At 53.4% G+C, this 22836-nt stretch carries 18 protein-coding genes; 14 read left to right on the top strand and 4 right to left on the bottom strand.

Annotated elements, in window-relative coordinates:
• Nucleotides 1-528 precede the first annotated feature (528 nt).
• Entirely contained in the window at nucleotides 529-1635 is a 1107-nt protein-coding gene (ahr, locus tag Pr1d_RS07015; RefSeq protein WP_315853117.1) for an NADPH-dependent aldehyde reductase Ahr, read from the top strand.
• 137 nt (nucleotides 1636-1772) lie between these two features.
• Here ahr and Pr1d_RS07010 read toward each other — a convergent pair whose 3' ends face one another.
• The 4 genes from Pr1d_RS07010 to Pr1d_RS06995 all read right to left on the bottom strand — a co-directional run bounded on the left by Pr1d_RS07010 (nucleotide 1773) and on the right by Pr1d_RS06995 (nucleotide 5109).
• Complete coding sequence (locus Pr1d_RS07010; RefSeq protein WP_148072870.1) at nucleotides 1773-2081, bottom strand: hypothetical protein; 309 nt, start codon at nucleotides 2079-2081, stop codon at nucleotides 1773-1775.
• 19 nt (nucleotides 2082-2100) lie between these two features.
• Nucleotides 2101-2487, bottom strand: coding sequence for a hypothetical protein (locus tag Pr1d_RS07005; RefSeq protein ID WP_148072869.1), 387 nt, complete (start codon nucleotides 2485-2487; stop codon nucleotides 2101-2103).
• Between the two features lie 79 nt (nucleotides 2488-2566).
• On the bottom strand, nucleotides 2567-3427 hold the full coding sequence (locus Pr1d_RS07000; RefSeq protein WP_148072868.1) for a DUF5692 family protein: 861 nt from the start codon (nucleotides 3425-3427) through the stop codon (nucleotides 2567-2569).
• Between the two features lie 320 nt (nucleotides 3428-3747).
• Nucleotides 3748-5109 (bottom strand): uracil-xanthine permease family protein, encoded by a 1362-nt coding sequence (locus Pr1d_RS06995; RefSeq protein ID WP_148072867.1) that lies wholly within the window; start codon nucleotides 5107-5109, stop codon nucleotides 3748-3750.
• 550 nt (nucleotides 5110-5659) lie between these two features.
• Between Pr1d_RS06995 and Pr1d_RS06985 the strand changes: the two genes are divergently transcribed.
• The 13 genes from Pr1d_RS06985 to fliD all read left to right on the top strand — a co-directional run bounded on the left by Pr1d_RS06985 (nucleotide 5660) and on the right by fliD (nucleotide 22800).
• Nucleotides 5660-6412 (top strand): flagellar hook-basal body protein, encoded by a 753-nt coding sequence (locus Pr1d_RS06985; protein WP_148072865.1) that lies wholly within the window; start codon nucleotides 5660-5662, stop codon nucleotides 6410-6412.
• Nucleotides 6413-6463: 51 nt separating this feature from the next.
• A complete protein-coding gene (gene flgG, locus Pr1d_RS06980; protein ID WP_148072864.1) occupies nucleotides 6464-7264 on the top strand; it encodes a flagellar basal-body rod protein FlgG in 801 nt (266 codons plus the stop codon).
• 90 nt (nucleotides 7265-7354) lie between these two features.
• On the top strand, nucleotides 7355-8401 hold the full coding sequence (gene flgA, locus Pr1d_RS06975) for a flagellar basal body P-ring formation chaperone FlgA (protein WP_148072863.1): 1047 nt from the start codon (nucleotides 7355-7357) through the stop codon (nucleotides 8399-8401).
• An 18-nt stretch (nucleotides 8402-8419) separates the two neighbouring features.
• Nucleotides 8420-9118, top strand: coding sequence for a flagellar basal body L-ring protein FlgH (locus Pr1d_RS06970; protein ID WP_148072862.1), 699 nt, complete (start codon nucleotides 8420-8422; stop codon nucleotides 9116-9118).
• A gap of 60 nt (nucleotides 9119-9178) precedes the next feature.
• A complete protein-coding gene (locus tag Pr1d_RS06965) occupies nucleotides 9179-10258 on the top strand; it encodes a flagellar basal body P-ring protein FlgI (protein WP_148072861.1) in 1080 nt (359 codons plus the stop codon).
• A 64-nt stretch (nucleotides 10259-10322) separates the two neighbouring features.
• Complete coding sequence (locus tag Pr1d_RS06960) at nucleotides 10323-10703, top strand: rod-binding protein (RefSeq protein WP_148072860.1); 381 nt, start codon at nucleotides 10323-10325, stop codon at nucleotides 10701-10703.
• A 161-nt stretch (nucleotides 10704-10864) separates the two neighbouring features.
• A complete protein-coding gene (gene flgN / locus Pr1d_RS06955) occupies nucleotides 10865-11353 on the top strand; it encodes a flagellar export chaperone FlgN (protein ID WP_148072859.1) in 489 nt (162 codons plus the stop codon).
• Between the two features lie 63 nt (nucleotides 11354-11416).
• The gene (gene flgK / locus Pr1d_RS06950) at nucleotides 11417-13138 is read left to right on the top strand and encodes a flagellar hook-associated protein FlgK (RefSeq protein ID WP_148072858.1); all 1722 of its coding nucleotides are present in this window, start codon (nucleotides 11417-11419) and stop codon (nucleotides 13136-13138) included.
• Between the two features lie 38 nt (nucleotides 13139-13176).
• Complete coding sequence (locus Pr1d_RS06945) at nucleotides 13177-16164, top strand: flagellin N-terminal helical domain-containing protein (protein WP_148072857.1); 2988 nt, start codon at nucleotides 13177-13179, stop codon at nucleotides 16162-16164.
• Nucleotides 16165-16307: 143 nt separating this feature from the next.
• Nucleotides 16308-16748 carry a flagellar assembly protein FliW gene (gene fliW, locus Pr1d_RS06940; RefSeq protein ID WP_148072856.1) on the top strand — a complete coding sequence of 147 codons (441 nt, stop codon included), beginning with the start codon at nucleotides 16308-16310 and terminating at the stop codon, nucleotides 16746-16748.
• A 126-nt stretch (nucleotides 16749-16874) separates the two neighbouring features.
• A complete protein-coding gene (gene csrA, locus Pr1d_RS06935; protein ID WP_148072855.1) occupies nucleotides 16875-17114 on the top strand; it encodes a carbon storage regulator CsrA in 240 nt (79 codons plus the stop codon).
• 540 nt (nucleotides 17115-17654) lie between these two features.
• Nucleotides 17655-19793, top strand: coding sequence for a flagellin N-terminal helical domain-containing protein (locus tag Pr1d_RS06930; RefSeq protein ID WP_148072854.1), 2139 nt, complete (start codon nucleotides 17655-17657; stop codon nucleotides 19791-19793).
• Between the two features lie 247 nt (nucleotides 19794-20040).
• The gene (gene fliD / locus Pr1d_RS06925) at nucleotides 20041-22800 is read left to right on the top strand and encodes a flagellar filament capping protein FliD (RefSeq protein ID WP_148072853.1); all 2760 of its coding nucleotides are present in this window, start codon (nucleotides 20041-20043) and stop codon (nucleotides 22798-22800) included.
• Nucleotides 22801-22836: the final 36 nt, after the last annotated feature.

The following is a 22836-nucleotide window of genomic DNA, read 5'->3' as shown; positions in this document are numbered from 1 at the left end:
TCGGATGCATCCTCTTGGAAAAACTCCGATCCTGCGCACCGTGGCGGGAGTTTCGACTGGCCCATTTTCTTGAAAACTAAAAAACAAAAAACAAAACCCCCTCTCCAATCTCTGCTTCACTTTGCTTCAACACATTTATGGCACAAGACTTACGTGACTTCCACCGTTACAGCAGCGGAGGGGTTTTGTAATACAAAACTCCCACCCGCGCTGGGCAAAAGGCAAATTGCTTGGAGCACTCGACGACCTGGCGGCTAGCGACGGATCTCTAGAGCCGCGTCGCTTGTCGAGCGATTAAGAACCGGTTCAATTATCAAAGATCGTCGTAGCACCATTGTGTGCTTCGGCAGGTTCTGCCAAGAGGATTCTAACAAATCGCGCGGCCAAAAACTTGCGGAAAGTTACGGACAAAGTGCCCGAGAAGAGAATACCCATCTTTCTGAAACGGTAATCTGAAGGAGGCCAACTGTCCCAAGCTAGTTAAAGGAATTTCGCTGGAGCGGACACCGATAACCCAGAGGATTCTGAATGACTAGCCGTGGAATGAACGTAGCGATATTCTTGGTGATTGCCGAGCTAGTTAAATACACCCCCAGCGGGGGCGTCAAAACACAATTTGACAGGAGACTTGCCATGTTTCATGCATACGCTGCTTCTTCTCCCGATGCTGATTTTGTGACCTTTGAATTTGATCCTGGTCCACTCGGGCACGACGAGGTCGAGGTGGCTGTCGAGTACTGTGGCATCTGTCATAGCGACCTCAGTATGAAAAAGAACGATTGGGGAATGACCGCGTATCCTTTTGTCGGTGGCCACGAGGTTGCCGGTCGCATCGTGGCACTGGGCGAAGGAGTCGCTGGGCTTGGAGTAGGACAGCGAGTCGGCATCGGCTGGACCGCTTTCTCTTGCCTACGGTGTGATCAATGCCAGTCCGGTCATCAGAACCGGTGCCTTCAGGCCCAAGGCACCATCGTCGGGCGTCATGGCGGGTTCGCCGATCGAGTCCGCGCTCAAGCCGCCTGGACGATCCCTATACCGGATGGGCTTGAATCCGTCGACTGTGGCCCGCTCTTTTGCGGGGGCCTTACTGTCTTCGAACCGTTCGTGGCGAACAATATCCTTCCCACGGCACGGGTCGCCGTGGTCGGCATAGGCGGACTAGGCCACATGGCACTCCAATTTGCTCGGGCGTGGGGTTGCGAAGTAACAGCTTTCTCGACCTCACCGGACAAAGAAGAAGAGGCCCACCAGATGGGTGCCCACCACTTTCTCAATTCGCGCGATACAGAAGCCCTCGCAGGAGTCGCTGGTAGTTTTGACATGGTGCTAGTAACAGTGAACGCCCCGCTCGATTGGGACGCCTACATCAACACACTTCGGCCGGGAGGCAAGCTGCATCTGGTCGGGGCAGCAGAAAAAATCACCGCGACGGTTTTCCCACTGATATTGGCCCAGAGATCGATCGGCGGCTCCCCCACCGGCAGCATTGTGCGCGCCAAGGAAATGCTCGACTTCTCAGCCCGCCATGGCATCAAACCGATGATTGAAACCTATCCAATGAGCGATCTCAACACAGCGATGGATCACTTGGAAGCAGGTAATGCGCGGTATCGGATTGTGCTCACTGCGGGTTAAGCGAATCGAGAGATTGTGTGGGATGGATTGCGAATCCGATATTTTACAATTCTTGCATGATCTTGCGCATCGCGGGGAGCGATTCGTCGTGGCCAGATTATGGTGCTGTAGGCAACTCTGTTACTGAAAGTTGACTTTCATTCGATGCCGTCGATTGGGATAAAAAATGCCTCTCCTGTTTCATGCTTCGGGTCGATGGCGAAATAATTAATGCCGAGTTCTTTGCACAACGGCACGTGGTGGTTTTTAAGCTGCTCGGGTGTTTCAATCGTCCAGATTTCAGAATCGAATTGAAGCTGTTCTTGAACTCGCTCTGCAAGTAGTTCCTCAGTAAAGACGGCAACACCACGATCACCACTGTGTTCGCCTGAAAGAGTCAATGCCGCGCCATCCATACTTCCTATCAGATAGAGTGGGTAGATCAGCAAAAAATCATTGTCTTGCATAGGAATCTTTTTCTCCGTTTTAAGTCACCCTCTCCAGAAGGTGAAGGATCGTCCATTGCTTCTCAGTCAGCCCCGCTGCCATCGCTGGCGTTGCCTTCAATGTCTCAGGTTTCCGACAGAAATTATACCATGCGAAGAACAATCCTTGCATAGCTGCATGATGCTCTCTAGTCTTGCTGAATCCGTTGGTGAGATGTGTAAATCTCCACATATTCATGCGTAGGGTGAGATTCAACCGCTCTACGTGGCTAGTGCAAATCCGCTTGCGGTCTGGCGAGCCGTAAACGGCTTTCTTCTGAGCGCCTATTATCTTGGCAGGGCTGTAGCGAGTGGTACTCTGTTGACCAGAGTAGTTCTTAACAAGCTGGCCAAAATCACAGCGGCTACCGAAGACAAACGGGAGCATGTTAGTGTAGCTATTGGAACCATCGGTGCTAATCTGGAAATGGCCGGTTGTGCCGTTTGCCTCTCGTCAAGCAGACGACTCACCGAACACACCAAGAAACGACCGCCGAATCGGTGTCCTGCCACTCGGACTTGGCAAGCGCTATGTGCTCACGCACGATTTGCGAGATCTCCAGAGTTCGTTCGCTAGCAAGACGTGTCTTGAGCGAACTCGCGGCGTGAACCGCCATCCAGGCGAGCGAAAACGATGCGGTGACGGTGGCTATGGATTCGTTGAACCAAACGGTCGTGTTGCTCACGGCGAGAAGTCCCGTGTTACTGGTGGCCATCCAGAGAAGGTTCAGACCCAGCGTTGCCGCCCGCGCTTGCAACCAACACTGGGGGTCAAACAAGGCGACAACTAACGCGGCTGAGAGAATCGCAGTGTGATGCCCCATGTAGGCGGGGTAGTTGAGATAGACAAAGGTCCAATTCCAAAACGTGTAGCCGCAGATCCATGCCAACGGGACGTCGTACCGCAGAGTTCGATGGCGACTGACGCGATCAATTCGGGTGTGTCGAACGGACAGAGGCAATGTGACGATCAAGAGGATTCCTGCCAAAGCGTTGAAATGGTGAGCGGTTCCAGTGGCCTGAATGTCTAGCACCAATGCCTCGACGATGTTGGCCACCAAGAGCCAGGCGATTGTGCGGCGCAGCCAGGGCCTGTCGCCCATCGTGGTAAATCTCAGCCAACCGGCCCAACTTACACAAAACATCACGCTGTATATCTTGATCCACACGAACAGATCAAAGCTGTTGGTGTTGAGCCAGTAAGGGGTAAGTGCAAACGGCACTAAGAGAAACAGCGTCCACAAGACTGGCAGCCTGCTGCGGGAGACCACTTCTTGAGCCCCGAAGTACGCTAGCGTCATCACGACTACAACTAATAGCTGCCACATGATCGCTCTCCCTGGAGGGGGTGAACCAAGGGTTCGGCAACGAACGACACCGTGTCGAACAGAAAGGGCCGAACACTAAGGTGTGAAGCGAACGGACGGGGCAGACGTTACATGGAGAACTACATTTGCCGGATTGGGTGCTGCTGTGGCAGTCTGAGAGACGTGTGCGCACGCCAGAAGGGCAGCCGGCGATCTGTAAGATCACGGCTGCTCTTCATGAAAGAATGGAATTGCCACGAAAAGCACGAGAAGTCACAAAAGGGGCATTATGGTTGTCACAGTTTAACCATAGTTTTTGTGACTTTTTGTGTTTCATGTGGCTATGAATCTGCCTGGCAGTCGTCTGGCAGAAGCAGGGTCGCAAGAATGGCGATGACGCCGCTGGTGGTGATTGGCGATTCAAAAACGTTGGCCAATGAGGAGGGAAGTGGCTGGAGTACTTCGGGGACCATTGCTACGCCCAGGCCACAGCCTATCGAGAGCGCGACGACGAAAATTTGTTTGCGGGTGAAGGGCTGCGATGCCAGGATGCGAATTCCTGCCACGGCGATCGAGCCGAAGAGGACGAGCGTTGCACCGCCTAGCACCGGCCTGGGTATCAAGCGAAGTGCGCTGCCCAGGACAGGAAACAATCCCAGCGTGATCAGGATGACGGCGATGTAGCCCGCCAGATGGCGGCTGGCGATGCCGGTCACTTGGATCACGCCATTGTTTTGGGAAAAGGTAGTGTTGGGAAATGTGTTGAGAAGTGCAGCCAGGCCGGAGTTGATTCCGTCGCCCAAGACGCCCCCTTTGATCCGCGACAGGTACAGATCCCCCACGACCGGCTCGCCGGAAATCACTGAGTTTGCCGTCAGGTCGCCTGTTGTTTCGATCGTAGTAATGAGGTAGACGAGTATGATCGGGACAAAGTAGACCCAATCGAAATCGAGTCCATATTTCAGCGGTTGCGGCACGGCCAGCCACGCATTGCCATCGAGTTGTGTGAAGTCGACCATCCCCACGAACCAGCTCACCGCGAAGCCAACGATCACTCCCGCCATGACTCCCATTATCCGGAGCCAAAAATTTTCCAAGACACTCAACCAAACGATCACGGCCACGACCAGCAGGCCAACCATCATGTTCGTCAGGCCACTCGCTGAGGATGACTGTTCTCCGCCGATCAGGTCGGTGAACGAAATCTTGATCAGTGACAAGCCGATCACCGTAATCACGCTGCCGGTAACCGCCGGAGTAATGATACGCTTGAGGGACGTGATGAACTGGCTGATACAGATTTCCACCAGGCAACCGGCAAGACAGAGTCCAAAGATGAGGGCGAGAATCTGTTCCGAAGTGTGCCCCGATGCCTTGGAGGCCGTACCCGCAGCAATAATTGGTCCAACAAATGAAAAGCTGGTTCCCTGCAGGCTGAGCAGTCCCGACCCCACGGGGCCAAATCGGTGAGACTGAATAAAGGTCCCAATGCCAGAAACGATCAGCGACATGCTGATCAAATGCGGAATTTGATCCCCCAGTTCTAGCGCCTGGCCAATGACCAAGGTTGGCATGACGATCGCCACAACGCTCGCCAGCACGTGCTGAATCGCGCCCACGAGACTCGCAGCGAAGTCTGGCCGGTCTTCCAACCCATACACAAGACCCGTGGCGTCTTTAGGCAATCGATTCGGTTGCGACATAGGCGGTTACCAATTCACTTGGTGGAGCAATTGACAGCGGTATCAACATAGCAGTTTACTGGGTGTGGTGGCGAGGTTTATGGGCCACGGTCGTCGGGTTGAATCAGGTCAGAATAGCTGCGAGAAGCACGAGAAGGCACGAAAAAGGGAATCTGTTTTCGAAGCAAGTCTGCCGTTTCTTGTTTTTCTTGTGGTAGTTGCGTTTCATTCGGAATCCCGGCGATCCGTAGGATCGCGGCTACTCGTATGTGTGAGAATGGAATGGCTTCGAGAAATACGAGAAGACTCAAGAAACGGATTGGCAATCTCATGCTACTGCTAGCAGCAGGACTTGCCGAGTCGGCAGTTCTTGTCGGCAGAGGCCGCCGCTAGCGGGGTTGTGATTTGAGTTGCTAGCGAATTCTGGCAGCAAGTCATAGTTTGTTGTTTCCTGGGGGAAATTGAAGATTTGGCATTCATCTCCCTCAACGAGTGAGCCGTTGGCACATGAGATGCACAGTCAAGATGCCGATGGCAGGGGGGCTACCTGCTTTTCGATCGATTGGCTGACATGTACGGAATGTATCTCTCTGCCGAGGGGGCGAATATCCAATCGAAGCGATTGGAGTTTATCGCCAATAATCTCGCCAATTTGGAAACACCGGGCTTCAAGCGGGACATTCCCACGTTTCAGGCGCGCTATGCGGAAGCGATTCAACAGGGACAGGACTACCCTGGCAGCCAATCCATCAACGACACCGGCGGCGGTGTGAAGTTGATGAACGTGGATATCGACTTCTCAAAATCCACGTTCCGCGACACGAACGTCGACACGGACTTTGCCATCAATGGCGAGGGCTTTTTTCGTGTGAAGGATTCTGAAGGGCAAGAGTTTCTTACTCGTGCTGGTGACTTCGATCTGGACGGTGCGGGGAATCTCATGACGCAGGACGGCAAGTATTCCGTCCTCGACAACACCGGCAAGAAAATAACCCTCGATCCCCTGCTGCCCTGGACCATGATCGGGGCCGGCAACATCGAACAGGACGGAGACCAGATTCCCCTTGGCTTGGCACAGCCTCAATCCCTGGGCGACTTGGTCAAAGTTGGCAACAACACTTTTCGCTCCCTTGGGCCGACCACAGCCGTACCAAATGCCAAACGAGATATCCGCCAAGGGTATCTCGAACAATCGGGCGTGAGTTCAATCCGCGAAATGAACGCGATGATTGAAACCACGCGAGCCTTCGAGGCGAACACCCAACTTATTCAACATCAAGACACCATGGTCGGAGCGCTGATTAGCCGCGTGCTTACTAGCTAGAAAGCTATTAGCTGTTAGCTGTTAGCAAGAAGTATAATAAGGAATCGAAAAATGAGTGTGCAAACTCTCTACACGGCGGCGACGGGCATGGAAGCCCTGGAAACCAAGTTGGATGTGATTGCCAATAATATGGCGAATATCAATACCACGGCCTTCAAGAAGGACCGTGCCAACTTTGAGGATCTGTTTTATCGCCAGTACCGCTTGCCGGGTGCCGAAGACGCCGACGGTGGCATCACCTCGACGGGTATTGAAGTGGGTCTCGGTTCACGAGTCTCTAGTACACAAACGAATTATGTCCAAGGTGCGATGCAGGTGACCAACAATCCGCTGGATTGGGCGATCGAAGGACGTGGATTCTTTAAGGTCAATTCCATCAACGGGCCGCTCTACACTCGCTCAGGCAATTTCGGCGTGGATGCCAACGGACAGATTGTGATGGGTTCGGCAACCCAAGGTTGGATTCTCGATCCGCCGATCAATATCCCCGACAACGCGACAGGAGTGGTGGTTGCTACCGACGGGCAGGTCAGCTACTCGACATCGGATTCCACATCTCTTATTCCTGCTGGTCAATTGTTCCTGACGACCTTCATCAATCCGGATGGACTCTTGAAGATGGGCGACGGTTTGTACCAAGCAACCGATTCGTCGGGAATCGCTACCGAGGCCAATCCCGGCCAGCCTGGCATGGGAAACATTCGCCAGGGAGCGCTTGAGGCAAGCAATGTCGAGCCCGTCCAAGAACTAATTGACTTGATCACTACTCAACGAGCATTTGAGTTGAATTCGCAAGTGGTGCAGGCGGGTGATCAGATCATGCAAGTCGCGGCTAACTTGAGACGGTTCTAATTCCTAAGAGGTCCGCTTGATTGGGAAAAGTCGGAACCCATGGCTTCCGCCGAGGGCTAGCAATAAAGTTGCTTTATCAAGACTACAAGTATGAAACTCACCATTGCATTAATCTCGTTGCCTTTAATACTTTCGCCTATCGCGGCTGACTCACTTGGTGCAAACGTTCTGCTCCACGAGCGTGCCAGTTATAGTGGTGCGGTGGTCTACTTGGGCGACATCGCCGACATCTCCTCAGCGACCCCTAGCGAGGTCCATGATCTTGCCACCACCCCCCTGCTACCGGCTCCTTCGCAGGGGACCAAGGATTATCTGCGAGACAACCAGATTCGCGAACTGCTTATCAGTCGGGGCGTCGAAGTGTCGGACCTCTCGATTACTGGGGCGAAGGTTGTGGAGATCAGCCAGTCCGTTGTCAAAGAGGCTCCCGTTCCGGTGGAGCCGATTGTGGTTCTCGACGCTCAGGAAATTGAAGAGACCGTACTTGCTGCCATCAAGCACTATCTGACGAGCGCAACAGGGCATCAAGAATGGGAACTAGAACTTTCGCTCACCGATGCCACGCTCAATAGACTGGCAAAGCTTGGGCCCGAACTTATTGCTGACGCCGGCCTCAGCCCGTGGACGGGTAGCCAACGTTTTCAGATCAGTGGCAGAGGCACGGCGCCGGCGGTTTTGGTAAGTGCCACCGTTGATCGATTCCAAGAGACGGTAGTCGCAACACGAAAAATTCAAGCAGGAGATCTGATCGGTATTGCCGATGTGGAGATTCGGCTGCAGGGTGGAAACCTGCCTGCGACTGCCATCAGCTCGTTGGAACAGGTGTTAGGCAAAGAAGCCATCAGGGCGATCAATCCAGAAACTATCCTGCAAAACGGGCAACTTCGTGCTCCATTGCAAGTGCAACGGGGTGAGACGGTTGAGGTTTTTGCTCGAACTGGTGGAATCACCGTAAAAACGTTTGCCGTGGTAAAGCAAGATGGTTCACTGGGTGATCTAGTACAGGTTGAAACCCTCGATCGCAAAGAGAAATTTGCCGCTCGTGTCTCAGGATGGAAGCAGCTGGATGTGCTGCCCACGGGTGTCTCCGCTGCCGATGTTGCCACGCTTCACTCCTCGACACGAGAACTACGTTAAACCTGATAGTGACGATCTATGATTCATCGCAACCTACAAATCGCCTTTTCATTCTCCGCGCTGTTTGCCCTGCTGGCAATTGGCATGAGCGCCAACTGGGCTAGTGCCCAAGATGGCAGCCTCTACTTGCAGCCCTCCCAAGGGCGCGATGGGCTTACGCTCGAAGACAGTTCGTTCATGTACCAGGAATTGCCGCCCGAGTCGCTACCTCGGCAATTGCAATTGCACAGCATCATTACGGTCATCGTAGATGTTCGGTCGCGATTCTTAAGCGAAGGGGATGCTCAGAACCGAAAAACGCAAAGCCTCACAGCCGTGCTGGCAGACTGGATTCGACTCGAGAATGGTAGCCTTAAACCAGCACCTCAATTTGATGGTGATCCAAGAGTCTCGGGAACCCTCAACAGCCAGTATCGTGTGCAGTCGGATGTCGAATTGTTGGATGCCCTGGCTTTTCGCATGGCAGTCGAAATCGTCGACATTCAGCCCAATGGCAACCTTGTCATTGAAGGCCATCAGACAATTAACAACAACGAAGAGCAATGGCGAATATCGCTTTCAGGTGTTGTCCGTCGTGAGGCAATCCAAGCGGACAATACTGTTAGCAGCGATGCCATCTACGACCTGAGCATCGACAAAGAAGAGATGGGTCAGGTCCGCGATGCTTATGCTCGTGGATGGTTTACGAAGTGGTACGATCGGTATAAGCCGTTTTAGGTGGTGGTGAGTTGTGAGTGGTGAGTGGTGAGTGGCCAGTTCAAATTAGATAAGATAACTATGAGCAGAAACATTTCTATCTTGAAGTCATTGCTGTTGCTGGTTTTTGTCGCCTTGACGGCAACGAGCAATCTAAGCTCTGTGTACGGCCGCAGTGTGTTGCGAAATATTTGTCGGGTGAAGGGGCAGGAAGAGAATGTGTTGCGCGGATTGGGACTTGTGGTTGGCTTGAATGGCACAGGTGAATCCAACGATCCGCAAACAATGCGTGCCCTAGCACGTGCCATGGAAATCATGGGAAGTCCGCTACCACAGCAGGGAATTCCTGGTTCTGGCAGTTTTGAAGAGTTAAAAAAGTATAAGAATGTCTCGCTGGTGATGGTGTCTGCCCGAATTCCGGCTACAGGTGCCAGAGTGGGGGACAAACTCAACTGCGAGGTAAGTGCGATCAACGGGAAGAGCCTCGAGGGGGGCAGGCTCGCCTTTGCCGCGTTGCAAGGTCCAAACGTCCAGGACAAGAAAGTGTACGCGACGGCCGAAGGAAACATCCATCTCAACTCGTTTGAGCAGCCCATGGTAGGGACCATCACGGGAGGCTGCCAGATGGAAGCGGATGTGTTTACTCCCTTCGTGCAAAATGGTTATGTGACACTGATCCTGGACAAACATCATGCCAATTTCCAGACGGCGTCCGATATTGTCTCGACGATTCGCCAAACCTATTTCCAAAACGACGACACGGCCGTCCAAGCAGCAAATGCTGCCAATATCATTGTGCGGGTTCCTGATGCCTACAGCACTGATCCTGTGGAATTTGTTTCCAACCTCCTTGAATTGCAGTGCTACAACCCGGAACCGGAATCTCGGGTGGTCATCAATCAGCGTACGGGGAGTATCATCATCGATGGCGACGTGCAGATTGGGGATGTGGTGATCTCTCATCGCAACGTGCTTGTCGAAGCAGTGGCAACTCCGGTTCAGTTCCTGGCGATTGATCAGCAACAGCAAGAAACCACCAAACTTCAATCGCTTGTCGATGCCCTCAACGCACTCAAGGTTCCCAATGAGGATGCCATCGAAATCATCAAAGGGATTGACCGCAGTGGCAAGCTGCATGCTCGGCTGATAGTTGATCAATAGAATTGGAGCACAACTCTCGGAGTCGGGAGGTCGCGTCTCGGAGAGACGGGCAACAGAGGTAACTATGAAAATCGACATGAACAATCTGAACGCGATCAAGCCCTTGCGAGCCGGTATGCCTACCGCTCAGCAACAGGTTGAAAGTGCCGAAGAAGTTCGGGACACGTTTCGCCAGTTTGTTGGTGAAGCGTTCTTTGGACAGATGCTCAAGTCGATGCGGAGCACACAGGGCAAGGCAGCTTATTTTCACGGCGGCCATGGCGAAGAAGTTTTTCGGGGGCAGCTCGATCAGGTGCTTTCTGAAGAAATGACCGAATCAAGTGCCGACCAGATAGCCGATCCGATGTTTCGTCAGCAATTTCCTGCCCAAGCGGCGGTCTTGGCAAAACATGACGTGGGTTTGAAGCCATCAGTTGAGGATCTGACCTCACTTCGCCGGTGGTAGTGAGTCGGGTGGGCATCACCCACCAAAAGTTAGTACGAAAATTGTCTATGTTCCGGTGGGCTGTGCCGACCTTAAACTGCTTCGCTGCAACTTAAACTGCTTCGCAGCAAGTAGTCGCGCTATCTGCAATCCTGAGTCAACAACAAGAATCAGAGAATCATATGGGCGAAATGGATTGGGAAGCGGAACTCGCCAACCTGCTAAGCAGGTTGAACAACGCGCAGCAATCGCTGTTCGATTTGCTGTCGCGAAAGCGTGAGTTGCTGATCCAGCGCAAACTGGGTGAGTTATCAGCACTTGCCCCCGAGGAGGAGCTACTGTGTGCAGAACTGCAAGCATGTCACGACCGACGGCAAGAATTGCTAGCACAGGCAGCATCTGTAGGAATGCCTGGCGATAGCATTCGCTCTCTGGCTGGCCATTTGCCTCAGCAACAGGCAAAAGGCCTGCAACAACCGCTCGATGAAGCTCAACGGCGCTCTCAACTGCTGCGGCATCACTGCATGTCGCAATGGGTCGCTGTGCAAAGAACCATGCTCCATCTTTCTCACATGATCGAGATTATTGCTACTGGAGGGCATTTAAAGCCGACATATGGGAAAGGGGCCGCTCCTTCTCAGAGTGGTTCTCTGATGGATCAAGCAGTCTAGACGCTGAGGGAGGGGGAATCCCGAGGCCAAGACTACTCGTCTGGTTTAACGGAATGCTCCTCTATGTCGATCTTCGGCTCACTTCAGATGGCCGGCAATACGTTGCAAGCCATGCAGATCGGTCTGCATGTGGTTGGAAACAATATTGCCAATGCCAACACGCCCGGCTACGTCCGTGAGCGCGCGATCTTTACGCCTGCTCCGGTGCAGAAAATCGGGAATCTCACGCTCGGCTTAGGGGTCGAAGTCGCAGGGATCGAGCAGGTCATCGACAAGTTTCTCGAGACTCGACTGCGCGATGCTGGTAGCGATCTGGCCAGCGCCGAGGTACAAGAAAAGGTCTTCAACGACCTCCAAGCAATCATCGGCGAGTTGACGGACGTTGACATTAGCTCGGCTTTGACACAGTTCTTCAATGGCATCGAAAATGTCACCTCTGCGCCAGAAAATGTTGGCATACGCGATCTTGTAGTGAAGGACGGCGTGAGTCTCACGCAGCGAATCAACTCCCTCGATCGTCGCATCAAGGGAGTGCATGCCGATCTCAGTAGCCGGGTGCAGTCGATTGCCACGGAAATCAATACGTTGACGGAGGAAATCCGCAAGCTGAACCTTCAGATTGTCACAATCGAGGGAGGAGGCACGACCGGCAGCGATGCCGGAGGACTCCGCAGCCAGCGCTCGGTAGCCCTTACCAAGTTGGCCAACCTAGTCGACATCAAAGCGACCGAGGGTGAGACTGGCGTAGTCAATATTTCACTAAACGGGGAGCTACTCGTTTTCGATGGAACGAGCCGGAAGGTCGAGTCGGTTGGTGTCGAAGAGGATGGCGTCAATACAACACGCGTCCGATTTGTCGACAACAAGAGTCACTTGCAGGTGGGTGGAGGCGAACTCCATGGAGTTTACGAAGCACGTGACAATGTGCTGGGGAGTTTTCTTGAGAGCTTCGACAACTTTGCCGCTTCACTGGCTTTCGAATTCAACAAACTTTATAGCCAAGGGCAGGGGATCGAGGGATTCACGGAAGTCACCAGCACGGCGCGCGTGGACGACCCTGATGTCGCGCTGAACAAGGCGGGGCTTGATTTCACGCCAGTGAATGGCTCCCTGCAAGTGTTGATTCGCAATAGGAAGGATGACGTCACCAAGACACACGACATTCGCATCGATCTCAATGGGCTCGACGGCAATGATACAACGCTTCGCTCCCTGGCGGCCGAGTTGGATGCTATTGAAGGCCTCTCGGCAAGAGTCGATCTCGACAATCGATTAGTCCTTGAGTCGGAGACAAACGACATCGATTTTAGTTTTGGTATCGAGAACCCTTCGGATGAAAGTGGCACGTTGGCTGCCCTGGGGATCAATACGTTCTTCACCGGCTCTACGGCGAGGGAATTGAACGTAAACAGCCAACTCCGCGATGGATCAGGTGCCGGTGCCAAGTTTGCCGCCAGTACCCAGGGAATCAATGAAGGATCCCAGAATGCCATACGATTGGTAGCCCTCTACGATGAGTCGCTCACCACCTTGGATGGAAGTTCGATTCGTGGTCTTTACGACACGATTATCAACGAAACGACCCAAGGTGCCACGATATCATCAGCCGTGGCTGATGGCTTTCGCGTCTTTGCGGGAACTTTGGAAGCGAGTTCTCAGGCAGTCAGCGGTGTGAATATCGATGAAGAAGCTATCGACATGATCCTGTTGCAGCAAACCTACCAGGCGTCGGCGCGCTACATTAGCACACTCGCTCAGTTGCTCGATACTTTGATCAACCTATAACCCGCTTACCCTCGACTGTAGATTACGAGTCACCAAACATGGCCGGCATCATTCCGATTCCGAATTCCCGCGTGAGCGGCCTGCTCTTGCGGCAGCGGCTTACTCAGCAATTCCAGAACGACCAGCTTCAGTTGTTTCGGCTTCAGGAACAGATCGCCACGGGGCAGCGAATCACGCTACCCAGTGACGACGGCCCCGCCGCCCTGCGGGCCATTGCTTTGCAGCGGTTGATCGAGCGCAAGGACCAGCTTGGCACCAACATGCGAATTGGGCAGCAATATCTGGGCGCCAGTGACATTGCATTGCAAGATGTGGCAACCCAGTTGGCTGACATCAAAGGTTCCACGCTTGGAGTTGCTGGAACTCTCTCGTCTCCCGAAGAACGTGATGCGGCCATTGCCGAGATCAATGGCTATTTGGAAAACCTGGTAACCCTCGCGAATCGCCAATTTCAGGGTCGCTATCTCTTTTCTGGTTCCAAGACGAGCAAGCCTCCCTATGAAATCGTCGATGGGAACGTGGTCTTCAACGGCGATAAGGGGTCGATCCAGAGTCATTCTGATTTCGGCGTGTTGTTTGCATCAAATGTTTCTGGGCATGAAGTGTTTGGCGGGACTTCGGCGCAGGTTGAATCTAGCGTCGACTTGAATCCCGCCTTGAGTATCAATACAAAGCTCAGCAGTCTGCGTGGTGGGCGCGGTTTGTCGCCTGGAGGTGCCCTTACCATCTCCGACGGTACGAACCAATCGATCGTGGATATCAGTGGGGCTCGCACGATTGGCGATGTCGTCCGCCTGATCGAAGAGAATCCCCCTGCAGGTCGCGAGATTCTCGTGAGCGTGACTGGAACCGGTTTGCAATTGCAGCTTGCCGATCCAGGTGGATCCCTGGGTGGAACTCTCACGGTCACGGAGGTCGCCAATGGTACGGCCGCCCGCGAGCTAGGTATCTTGGAGAAAACAGGAGTAGGTACCACTCCTCTGGTGGGGCAAGACCTCGAACCGCTTCTACTCAAGACCACACGGCTCGAGGACCTACTCGGTTCCAAGGCACATACCGCGATCAAGTCGGGAAGCAGCAGCGACAACAATGACATTCTCGTACAAGCTGGCGTAAATGGCGCAGCATTTAACGGTGTGTCCGTCCAATACGTTGACGATGATCTACTGGCCGCGGCACCGGGGCTATCAGCAGGAAATGAAGTCGCCCAGTACGACGCCAACGCACGGAGCGCGACCGCTTCGCTCACGTTATCCGGAATCGGCAATGATTTGATTCTCACGGCAGGCTCTGCCGGAATCGATTTTAACGACGTCGTGATCAACATCACCGACGGCGGAGCGATTGGCGATACAGCAAGCGTCAGCTACGACAGCCTAACCAAGAACCTATCCATCGCGGTCGACTCCACGGGTGCAACGACCGTTCAGACCGTGATCAACGAGATTAACAACGAAGGGACTTTCTCTGCGGTCCACGATAATAGTCTCGAAGCTTCTTATGTCCCTGCTGCGAACATTGCTGCCGGTGACATTGGCTCGGTGCAGGGCAACACCGGCAATAGTGGTGGCGAAGCGAAAACGCTTTACATTCGTATCGATCCAGGTGCTTCAACAGCGAATCAGGTGGTGTCGGCTATCAATGCCGAAGGAACCTTCTCGGCCACCGTCGACCCGAATGATTCCACTTCGGCAGTGGAAGCGGGAACCGGAAAAGTGAGTCTTACCGCCACGGCAGCAACCACCTCGGGAGGCTCAGGCACAACGCTTGATCTCAACTCAGGCTTACGCATAGTGAATGGCGGTGATACCTACAACATCAGCTTCGAGAACGCAGAAACGGTCGAAGACGTACTAAACACGCTCAACAATGCCGGTGCCGGACTTCACGCCGAAATAAACTCTGGTGGGGACGGCATCAATATTCGTTCTTTGCTGAGCGGCAACGATTTCCAAATCGGCGAGAATGGCGGCACTACCGCATCACAGTTGGGCGTGCGAACCTATGGCACTGCAACCAAGCTGAGCGACTTCAACTATGGTGTCGGAGTGCCAACGCAACCTGGGTTTCAACTGCCAACTACTGTGGGTACTGATTTCACGATCACCTCCCGAGACGGTCAGACCTTTGATATTGATTTGTCGACTGCTACCTCGCTCTCCGAAGTGGTCACTCAAATCAACACTGTAACGGGCGGGGATGTCACGGCCCAGCTTTCTCCTCCAGGTAATATTTTGGAGTTGGTCGACAATACGGTTCCCGGAACGACTGATTTTTCGATCACTCAAGCTACCGGCAGCCTGGCTGCCCAATACTTGGGTTTGGTTCCTAACGGAGACACCTCAGCCAGCACTTCTGGACCAGCAATCACGGGCGATGACAATCGCTATATCGATTTCTCGATTACTTCTGCCAGCGGAGAAGAGTTTGGCATCGATCTGAGTGGAGCTGAGACAGTCGGTGATGTGATTGATGCGATTAATGCCATTACAACCTCCAACATCACGGCACGACTCACTTCCACCGGCAATGGTATTGAACTCGTAGACAACACGGTCGGTTCAGGTTCTTTAACGGTTACTCAAGCCGAGGAATCACAAGCAGCAGAGTTACTCGGATTTGTGCCGAGCGGTTCCTCAGTGGCCAGCAGCAGTACGGGAAGCCTAACGAGCGAAGATCACAACTTCTTAGAAAACAAGAGCGTCTTCAACACACTGATTCGCCTACGGGATGCGTTGGTGAACGAGGACCTTAACGGAGTCGAAAGGGCCTTGGCAGATATCAACGTGGACATCGATCGTGTGACCTTTGCCAGAGCACAAATCGGAGCGACTCAGCAGGGCTTGGAACTATCTCAACTAAACCTGGAGGATGAAGACGTTCGACTGAGGGCCGCCCTCTCGGAGGAGATGGATGTCGATCTGGTCGAGGCCATCTCCGAGCTCACTTCTCGACAGATTGCGATGCAAGCCTCGCTCCAGGTCACGGGCAATATTCTGCAGCTCTCTCTGCTTGACTTTATTTAGCCATTTTTGCTGAACACCCCAACCCTCCAAGGTCGATACCTTGCTAAGGCGAACTGCCAACGTGCGCACGTAAAGTGGCACGACAGGTGCATTTATCCCGCGAAAACGCGCCTGCACTTGGTCACGGAAGGCGAGGTAGATTGATGGACATTTATACGACAAGGTTTGGAACGCTCACGGTCCAGCCCCAGGACGAACTGCTCTTTGAGGAGGGGCTCATCGGGTTGGAGGATTGCCGACGTTGGGTTGTCCTTACCGATTCTAACAATGCCGCCCTCGGTTGGTTGCAAAGCCTTGACCAGGGACATATCGCGCTAGGTGTGGTGAGTCCCCGTCGATTCGTGCCTGAATACCAATTGCGCGTGGATCGAACGGACTTGAATAGTTTGGGGCTCTCGACCGTGCGCGACGCAGAAGTTGTTGCGATTACCAGTCGTTGGGAGTCAGGACTCACAATCAACCTACGTGCGCCGATCGTAATCAATGTCGAGAAGAAGCTCGGTTGCCAGGTCATTGCTAAGGATGACTATCCCGTGCAATATCCGCTTGATGTGCACAATACGAACTTGCGTCGGATTGCTTAAGAGAACCTGTCCCAGAGGACGAATTCGTCGATAACCCACTACCACCCGATCGTACCAGGAAATAACAGACATCCCTTCAGACTGAGAGTCGAATAAAACTTTCACTGGAGTGCCGAGGAGATAACCATGTTGGTGCTGTCCAGACAACGCGACGAAAGTATTATCATCGGCGACAATGTCGTTATAACCATTGTAGATGTACGTGGTGACAAAGTGAAGTTGGGTATCGAAGCGCCGAAGGAAATTCCTGTTCATCGCAGGGAAGTCTACGAGGCCATCTTGCGCGAAAATCGCCAGGCTTCGCTACTCAAACCCGAGGACACCCAATTCTTGGGCCCCAACGGTATCTCTGCGGATCACAGCTAACTCTTGATTCAACGGTCAATGAGAATGCACGTTATGCTGCATTCGTTTCGGCAGTAGTTTTGAAAACGCAGAGTTCGCTATGGCGCAGAGGATATTCCATACCTATTCTCTGCGTCTCTGTGCCCTCTGCGTTTAATCTTCTCTTTGTTCCCGGTCCTAACACCTGTGCGGATTAAGAGTTGGAATCGCGAAAAATCACGGCAATTCGACCTAAAAAGTGCCAGCACTTTCTCATGCAGTCCCTTTTACCCGTCGATATCTTGCCATAGACGGTCCGAAAAATGGGCGAACAATTATTTTTGTCGCGCGCGTTGTACGGAATGTGTCCTAGAGTTGGCTAGGTAATTGATACCAGTCAACCTTGGACGAGGCTATTAGGAAATGCCTGGGCCGTCGTTCAAGGAACGGACAACGGTGTTACACTTTCGAGGCGAATATCCTCGGCGCCGTGCGACAAATTGATGAAGGGCCGGAGTCAATCTGACTCCCCAGATCCGGTCTTCCAATGAAAACTGGTTTTTTTAGACAGGGGTGTTTACAATGACTCGAATTAACACAAATGTGAGCTCGCTCGTCGCCCAGAACACGTTGGGACGATCGAACGCGAGCTTGAATGAAGCCCTTACCCGCTTGAGCACTGGTTTGCGAATCAACACGGGTAAGGATGATCCGGCCGGTTTGATCGCCAGCGAGAATCTGCGAAGCGACATTACTGCCATCAAACGTGCGATCGGCAATACCGACCGCGCCAATCAGGTAATCGCCACTGCCGACTCGGCACTAGGCCAGGTAAGCTCCCTTTTAAACGATATCCGCGGTTTGGTGACCGAAGCGGCCAATACGGGCGTACTCTCCGACGAGCAGATTGATGCGAATCAATTGCAGTTGGATTCCTCGCTGGATGCCCTCAACCGAATCGCTCAAACGACTACTTTCCAAGGTCGTCGTCTGCTTGACGGCAGCTTGGACTTTATCACCACGGCCGGCACCAACTTCAGCGACATTACTGACCTGAAGATTGATCAGGCCAACCTGGGCTCAACCGGTTCAGTGAGTGTCAGCGTGAATGTCACAGCTGCTGCCACCCAGGCCCAAGTTGACGTAACCAATGTTGCTGCCGTGGTACCTGCCGTACAGGCCTCCGACGGAACACTGACTTTCTCAACGGCTGAAGCTCAGGCTACGGGCGACGTTGTTCTCGATTCCGGCGATACCTTGACGATCACCGTCCTTGATGGCGGTACTGTTGATGGTGCAAGTGGCGATGACATTGACTTGGTCTTCGTGCAAGATGGTACCAATTCAGGTGCTCTCAACGGCGTGACCTTCGATGGCTCCACCATTACTGTTAATGGTGACTTTGCCACAGGCGTTGGGTCGGACACGGTTGCAACCGCAATTACTGCAGTAAACTCTGGAGCCGATTTGACGGTTTCTTCAGACGGTACTGCTGACATCGTCGCTGCTGACGTTGCCGCTTCCTACACCGATGTCACCGCTGGTGGTGTCGATGCAGGTGACGATGTGATCACCATTTCTGCTGCCGCGGCTGGTGCTTTCAATCGAACAATCACGGTTGTCAGCTCGAACGACTTGGGTGCCGGTGTGACCGACATCACAGATGATGGCACCACACTGACTGTCAATGTCGATGACGACACTGACATCGATTTAGCCCAACTTGCCACCGACATTGCAGCCGCATTGGGATCAGATTTCACTGCGACCTTGAGCGCCACAGCAGGTGATGGCCAGTACAACGCTGGAACAGATTCTGCTCCTGTCGCCGTCAACGTTGGTGCTACCACGGCCGGTGTCGGCATCACGGGTGGTATTTCCGCCGATTTGGTAATTGAACTTGCTGGTACAAATGGTGCCGAAGTGCTGAGCTTTGGTTCTGGCACGAGTCTTACCGAATTGGTAAACGGCATCAATCTCGTGAAAGATGCCACTGGCGTGGAAGCCACCGCAAATGGCACAACGCTTGAACTTGTTTCTACGGCTTACGGATCGAATGCAATCGTTGATCTGAAAGTAAAAAGTGAAGGGTCTGGATCACCAGCAGGAACCTTCACTACAGCAGTTGCTGCTGGCCAGCGAGACGAAGGTACTGACATTGCTGCCTCGATCAATGGTGTTGCTGCTACCGGCAAAGGAAACTCGCTCACGATCAATACGTCGAGCTTGGACCTCACCGCATCCATCACCGCAGGCTTCACTGGAACCGCTGCCTTCAACATCACTGGCGGTGGTGCCTTGTTCCAGTTGGGTCCAGATGTGGTTAGCAACCAGCAAGCCCGCTTGGGTATCGGCAGCGTAAACACTGCCAGCTTGGGTGGTGCAACCGGAAAACTGTTCCAATTGGGCACCGGTGGCACCTATTCGCTGACCAGTGGAAATCTCGACACGGCTGCGGCCGTTGTTGGAGAGGCCATCGATCAGGTCACTTCCCTACGCGGTCGATTGGGTGCGTTCCAGCGAACCACTCTTGAGACCAACAAGAAGGCTCTCAACGACACTCTGGTGAATCTGACAGAGGCCGAAAGCTCGGTCCGTGATGCCGACTTCTCCGCAGAAACTGCTGCCCTCACTCGGGCTCAGATTCTGGTGCAGTCGGGTACAACGGTTCTCCAGATTGCCAACTCGAATCCACAGAACGTACTGGCCTTGCTCCGGTAAGGGCAGTTTTCGGGATAATAAGACGAAGCCGGTTCAGTCTCTCGGGACTGGACCGGCTTTTTTATTGGTTCCGCGAGGTTTCGCCGACCGATACAGTCGATAGGGTCGTGGACCGGACAGTGCTAGCGGTACGCGCTTTAGCGCCATTGCAGCGCAGGCGGAAACCTAGAGTTTGAATAGGCCGCCTGGGTTCCCGCCTCTGAGGGAATGATGGGCTTCAGTTGACAATTACTTTGGGCATCACTTCATGGGTCGTATTACCACAAATGTCGGATTGGCCAGTGGTCTGCCCATAAAGGATATTGTTGATCAACTGATTGAGGTTTCCTCCGCGCCGCGAAATATACTGGCGAGAAGGACCGAAGATCTCCAGGCGCAGCAATTGGCGATCGGTACACTTTCGGCGAAGCTCATCTCGATCCAATTTAGCCTTGGAAAGCTAACAAGCAGCTCCCTGTATGCCGCGAAGAAGGCCACCTCAAGTGACGCTACTGCTCTGACGGCCACCATCTCCGACAGCAGTAGTCTGGTCAATTCAACTTACAGCTTCACACCAGTCCGCACGGCCACTGCCCAGCAACTTGTCAGTCAACGATTTGACAGCAAGGAGTCCACATTCACCGCACAGAGTTTCTCCTTCCGCACGGGCGGGTTTGTCGACAAGGGGATTTCATTGGAAGAACTCAACGGCGGATTGGGAGTGCGACTTGGCCAGATTCGAATTACCGACAAGAGTGGCGAAAGCGATGTGGTCGATCTGCGGTTTGCGAGTACCGTCGACGATGTACTTGATGCGATCAACGCCAACGCAACGATCAATGTCACTGCCAAAGCGGTCGGCGATTCGATTCAACTGGTCGACAACACGGGCCAAGCGAGTACGCTGTCCGTCCAGGAAGTGAACAACGGCAAGACGGCTCTTGATCTGGGATTGTCGACAATCAGCGCCTCGGGAGCTACTACCGAAGCCCTCGGCAACGATGTATTCTATCTCCACTCGGGCACTCGGCTCTCAAGACTGAACGATGGCACGGGCGTTCATTTCACCAACGACGCAGCCGAAGTAGACGATCTAGTGTTCGAGTTTGCCGACGATTCGGGCCCCATCGGGCTCGACCTTTCGGGAACAAAAACCTTGGGGGACGTTGTCAACGCGATCAATGATTCGACGCAGCTAGCCGGCAAGGTCACCGCGAGCATTGCCGCAGACGGCAATCGCCTTGAACTAACCGACCTGACAACCGGCGGCGGCACGTTTGCGGTAAGCAATGGCGTACTAGGTTCCGCTGCCGACGACCTTGGCATATCAAAAACTGCGGTTGGAGGGACAATCACCGGCTCCAGGTTAGTTTCCGGGCTCCGCGATACGTTGCTCTCGTCACTCAATGGGGGATCGGGAATCGAGGCCCCCGGGAATCTGGAAATCACCAATCGCAATGGTGTCTTCTCAAGCATCGATCTGAGCGCTGCTGAGACGCTCGGCGACGTGGTCAATGCGATCAACACTCAAGCCACCGATGTCACTGCTGCGATTAGCGACAACCGCGGTGGGATTGTTCTGACCGACACCTCGGGAGGATCAGCCAGCAATCTCTTAGTTGCCAGTGAGTCAGGCTCCACCATTGCGGAGGACTTGGGCATTGTTCATGATTCGGCCGCTGAGAAAGTCGAGAGCGGCGTTCTAAACCGCCAACTCTTGAGCAAAGCGACACTGCTCTCCTCGATCAACGGAGGACGCGGCATTTCGACTCTCGGTGATATCACGATCACCGATACCGTGGGTGTGAGGGAAACGATCGATCTCAATCAGGTTGATGCAGAAGCCAAGACAATCGGGGACGTGATCGATAGAATCAACGCCTCGACGTTAGGTGTTGAAGCACGGATTAACGACACGGGCGACGGAATCGTTCTCGTGGATACCGCTAGCGGAAGTGGGACGATTATCGTCGATGATGCGAGTGGGACCGTGGCTGCCGACTTGAATCTCCTGGGGGAGAGTGTCGAGGTAGACATCGAAGGAGTCCCAACACAAGTGCTCAATGGCACTTCGTCCAACTCTTTCGCCATTGAAGATGACGATACCTTGGCCGATATTGTCAAGAAAATCAATGACTTGGATGCTGGAGTAACAGCTTCGCTCTTGAATGATGGCCAGGGAGTTCGCTTGTCGCTGACCGTCGAAAAGACGGGAGCAGCCAACGCGTTGCTGCTAGATTTTGAAGAAGCGAATTTCCAGTTTCAACAAATCAGCAAGGCCCAGGACGCACTGCTGCAGTTCGGTTCGGTGCAAGAAAGCGGAGGGGGTATCCTCGTCACCTCGTCCACTAACACCTTCAAAGAGGTGGTAAGCGGATTGAGTCTCACGATTCAAAAGGCAAGTACCACCCCCGTGAGCATCACGGTCGCATCCAATGACAGTGGGCTCGTGACGGCCGCAGAGGATTTTATCGCCTCGTACAACTCGCTGCGAGATGAACTTAAGAAACTCACGGATTTTGATCCGACTGCCAATACTACAGGATTGTTGTTTGGTACGAGTGAGGCACTACGTGTAGACACCCAGTTGTCTCGCCTCGTTACGGACCGTCATTTTGGTTTGGGTTCATTCGAAACACTTGCCGAAATCGGCATCAACATCAATGGCGATGGCAAGTTGGAATTGGACAAGGCGAAGTTTCAGGAAGCGTATCAAACAGATCCCGAGGGGCTTCAAGCCTTCTTTGGGGACGATGAGAAGCATGGCGTCGCCTCGAAGTTTGACTCCATCGTTGAACAACTTGCTGGTGAAACGGGCGGTTTGCTAACCAACCGTACTGATTCACTCCAGTCAACCATCGAAAGCAATAGCGATCGCATCGCCCAGTTGGATGCCTTTCTCGAACGACAGCGAGAAACGCTCCTGTTGCAATATGCACAACTCGAGTCGATCCTCGCCAATTTCCAGGCAACGCAGTCTGCATTGTCTGCGTTTTCTCCCGTTCCTCCCATAGGTTCGACAGGTTAATTCTGTTCCAGCCATTATGAATAGAAGAACAAGGTA

The organism is Bythopirellula goksoeyrii (assembly GCF_008065115.1).
GTDB lineage: Bacteria > Planctomycetota > Planctomycetia > Pirellulales > Lacipirellulaceae > Bythopirellula > Bythopirellula goksoeyrii.
Note: the sequence above shows the minus strand (reverse complement) of the source record. Positions and strands in the feature narration are given on the sequence as shown.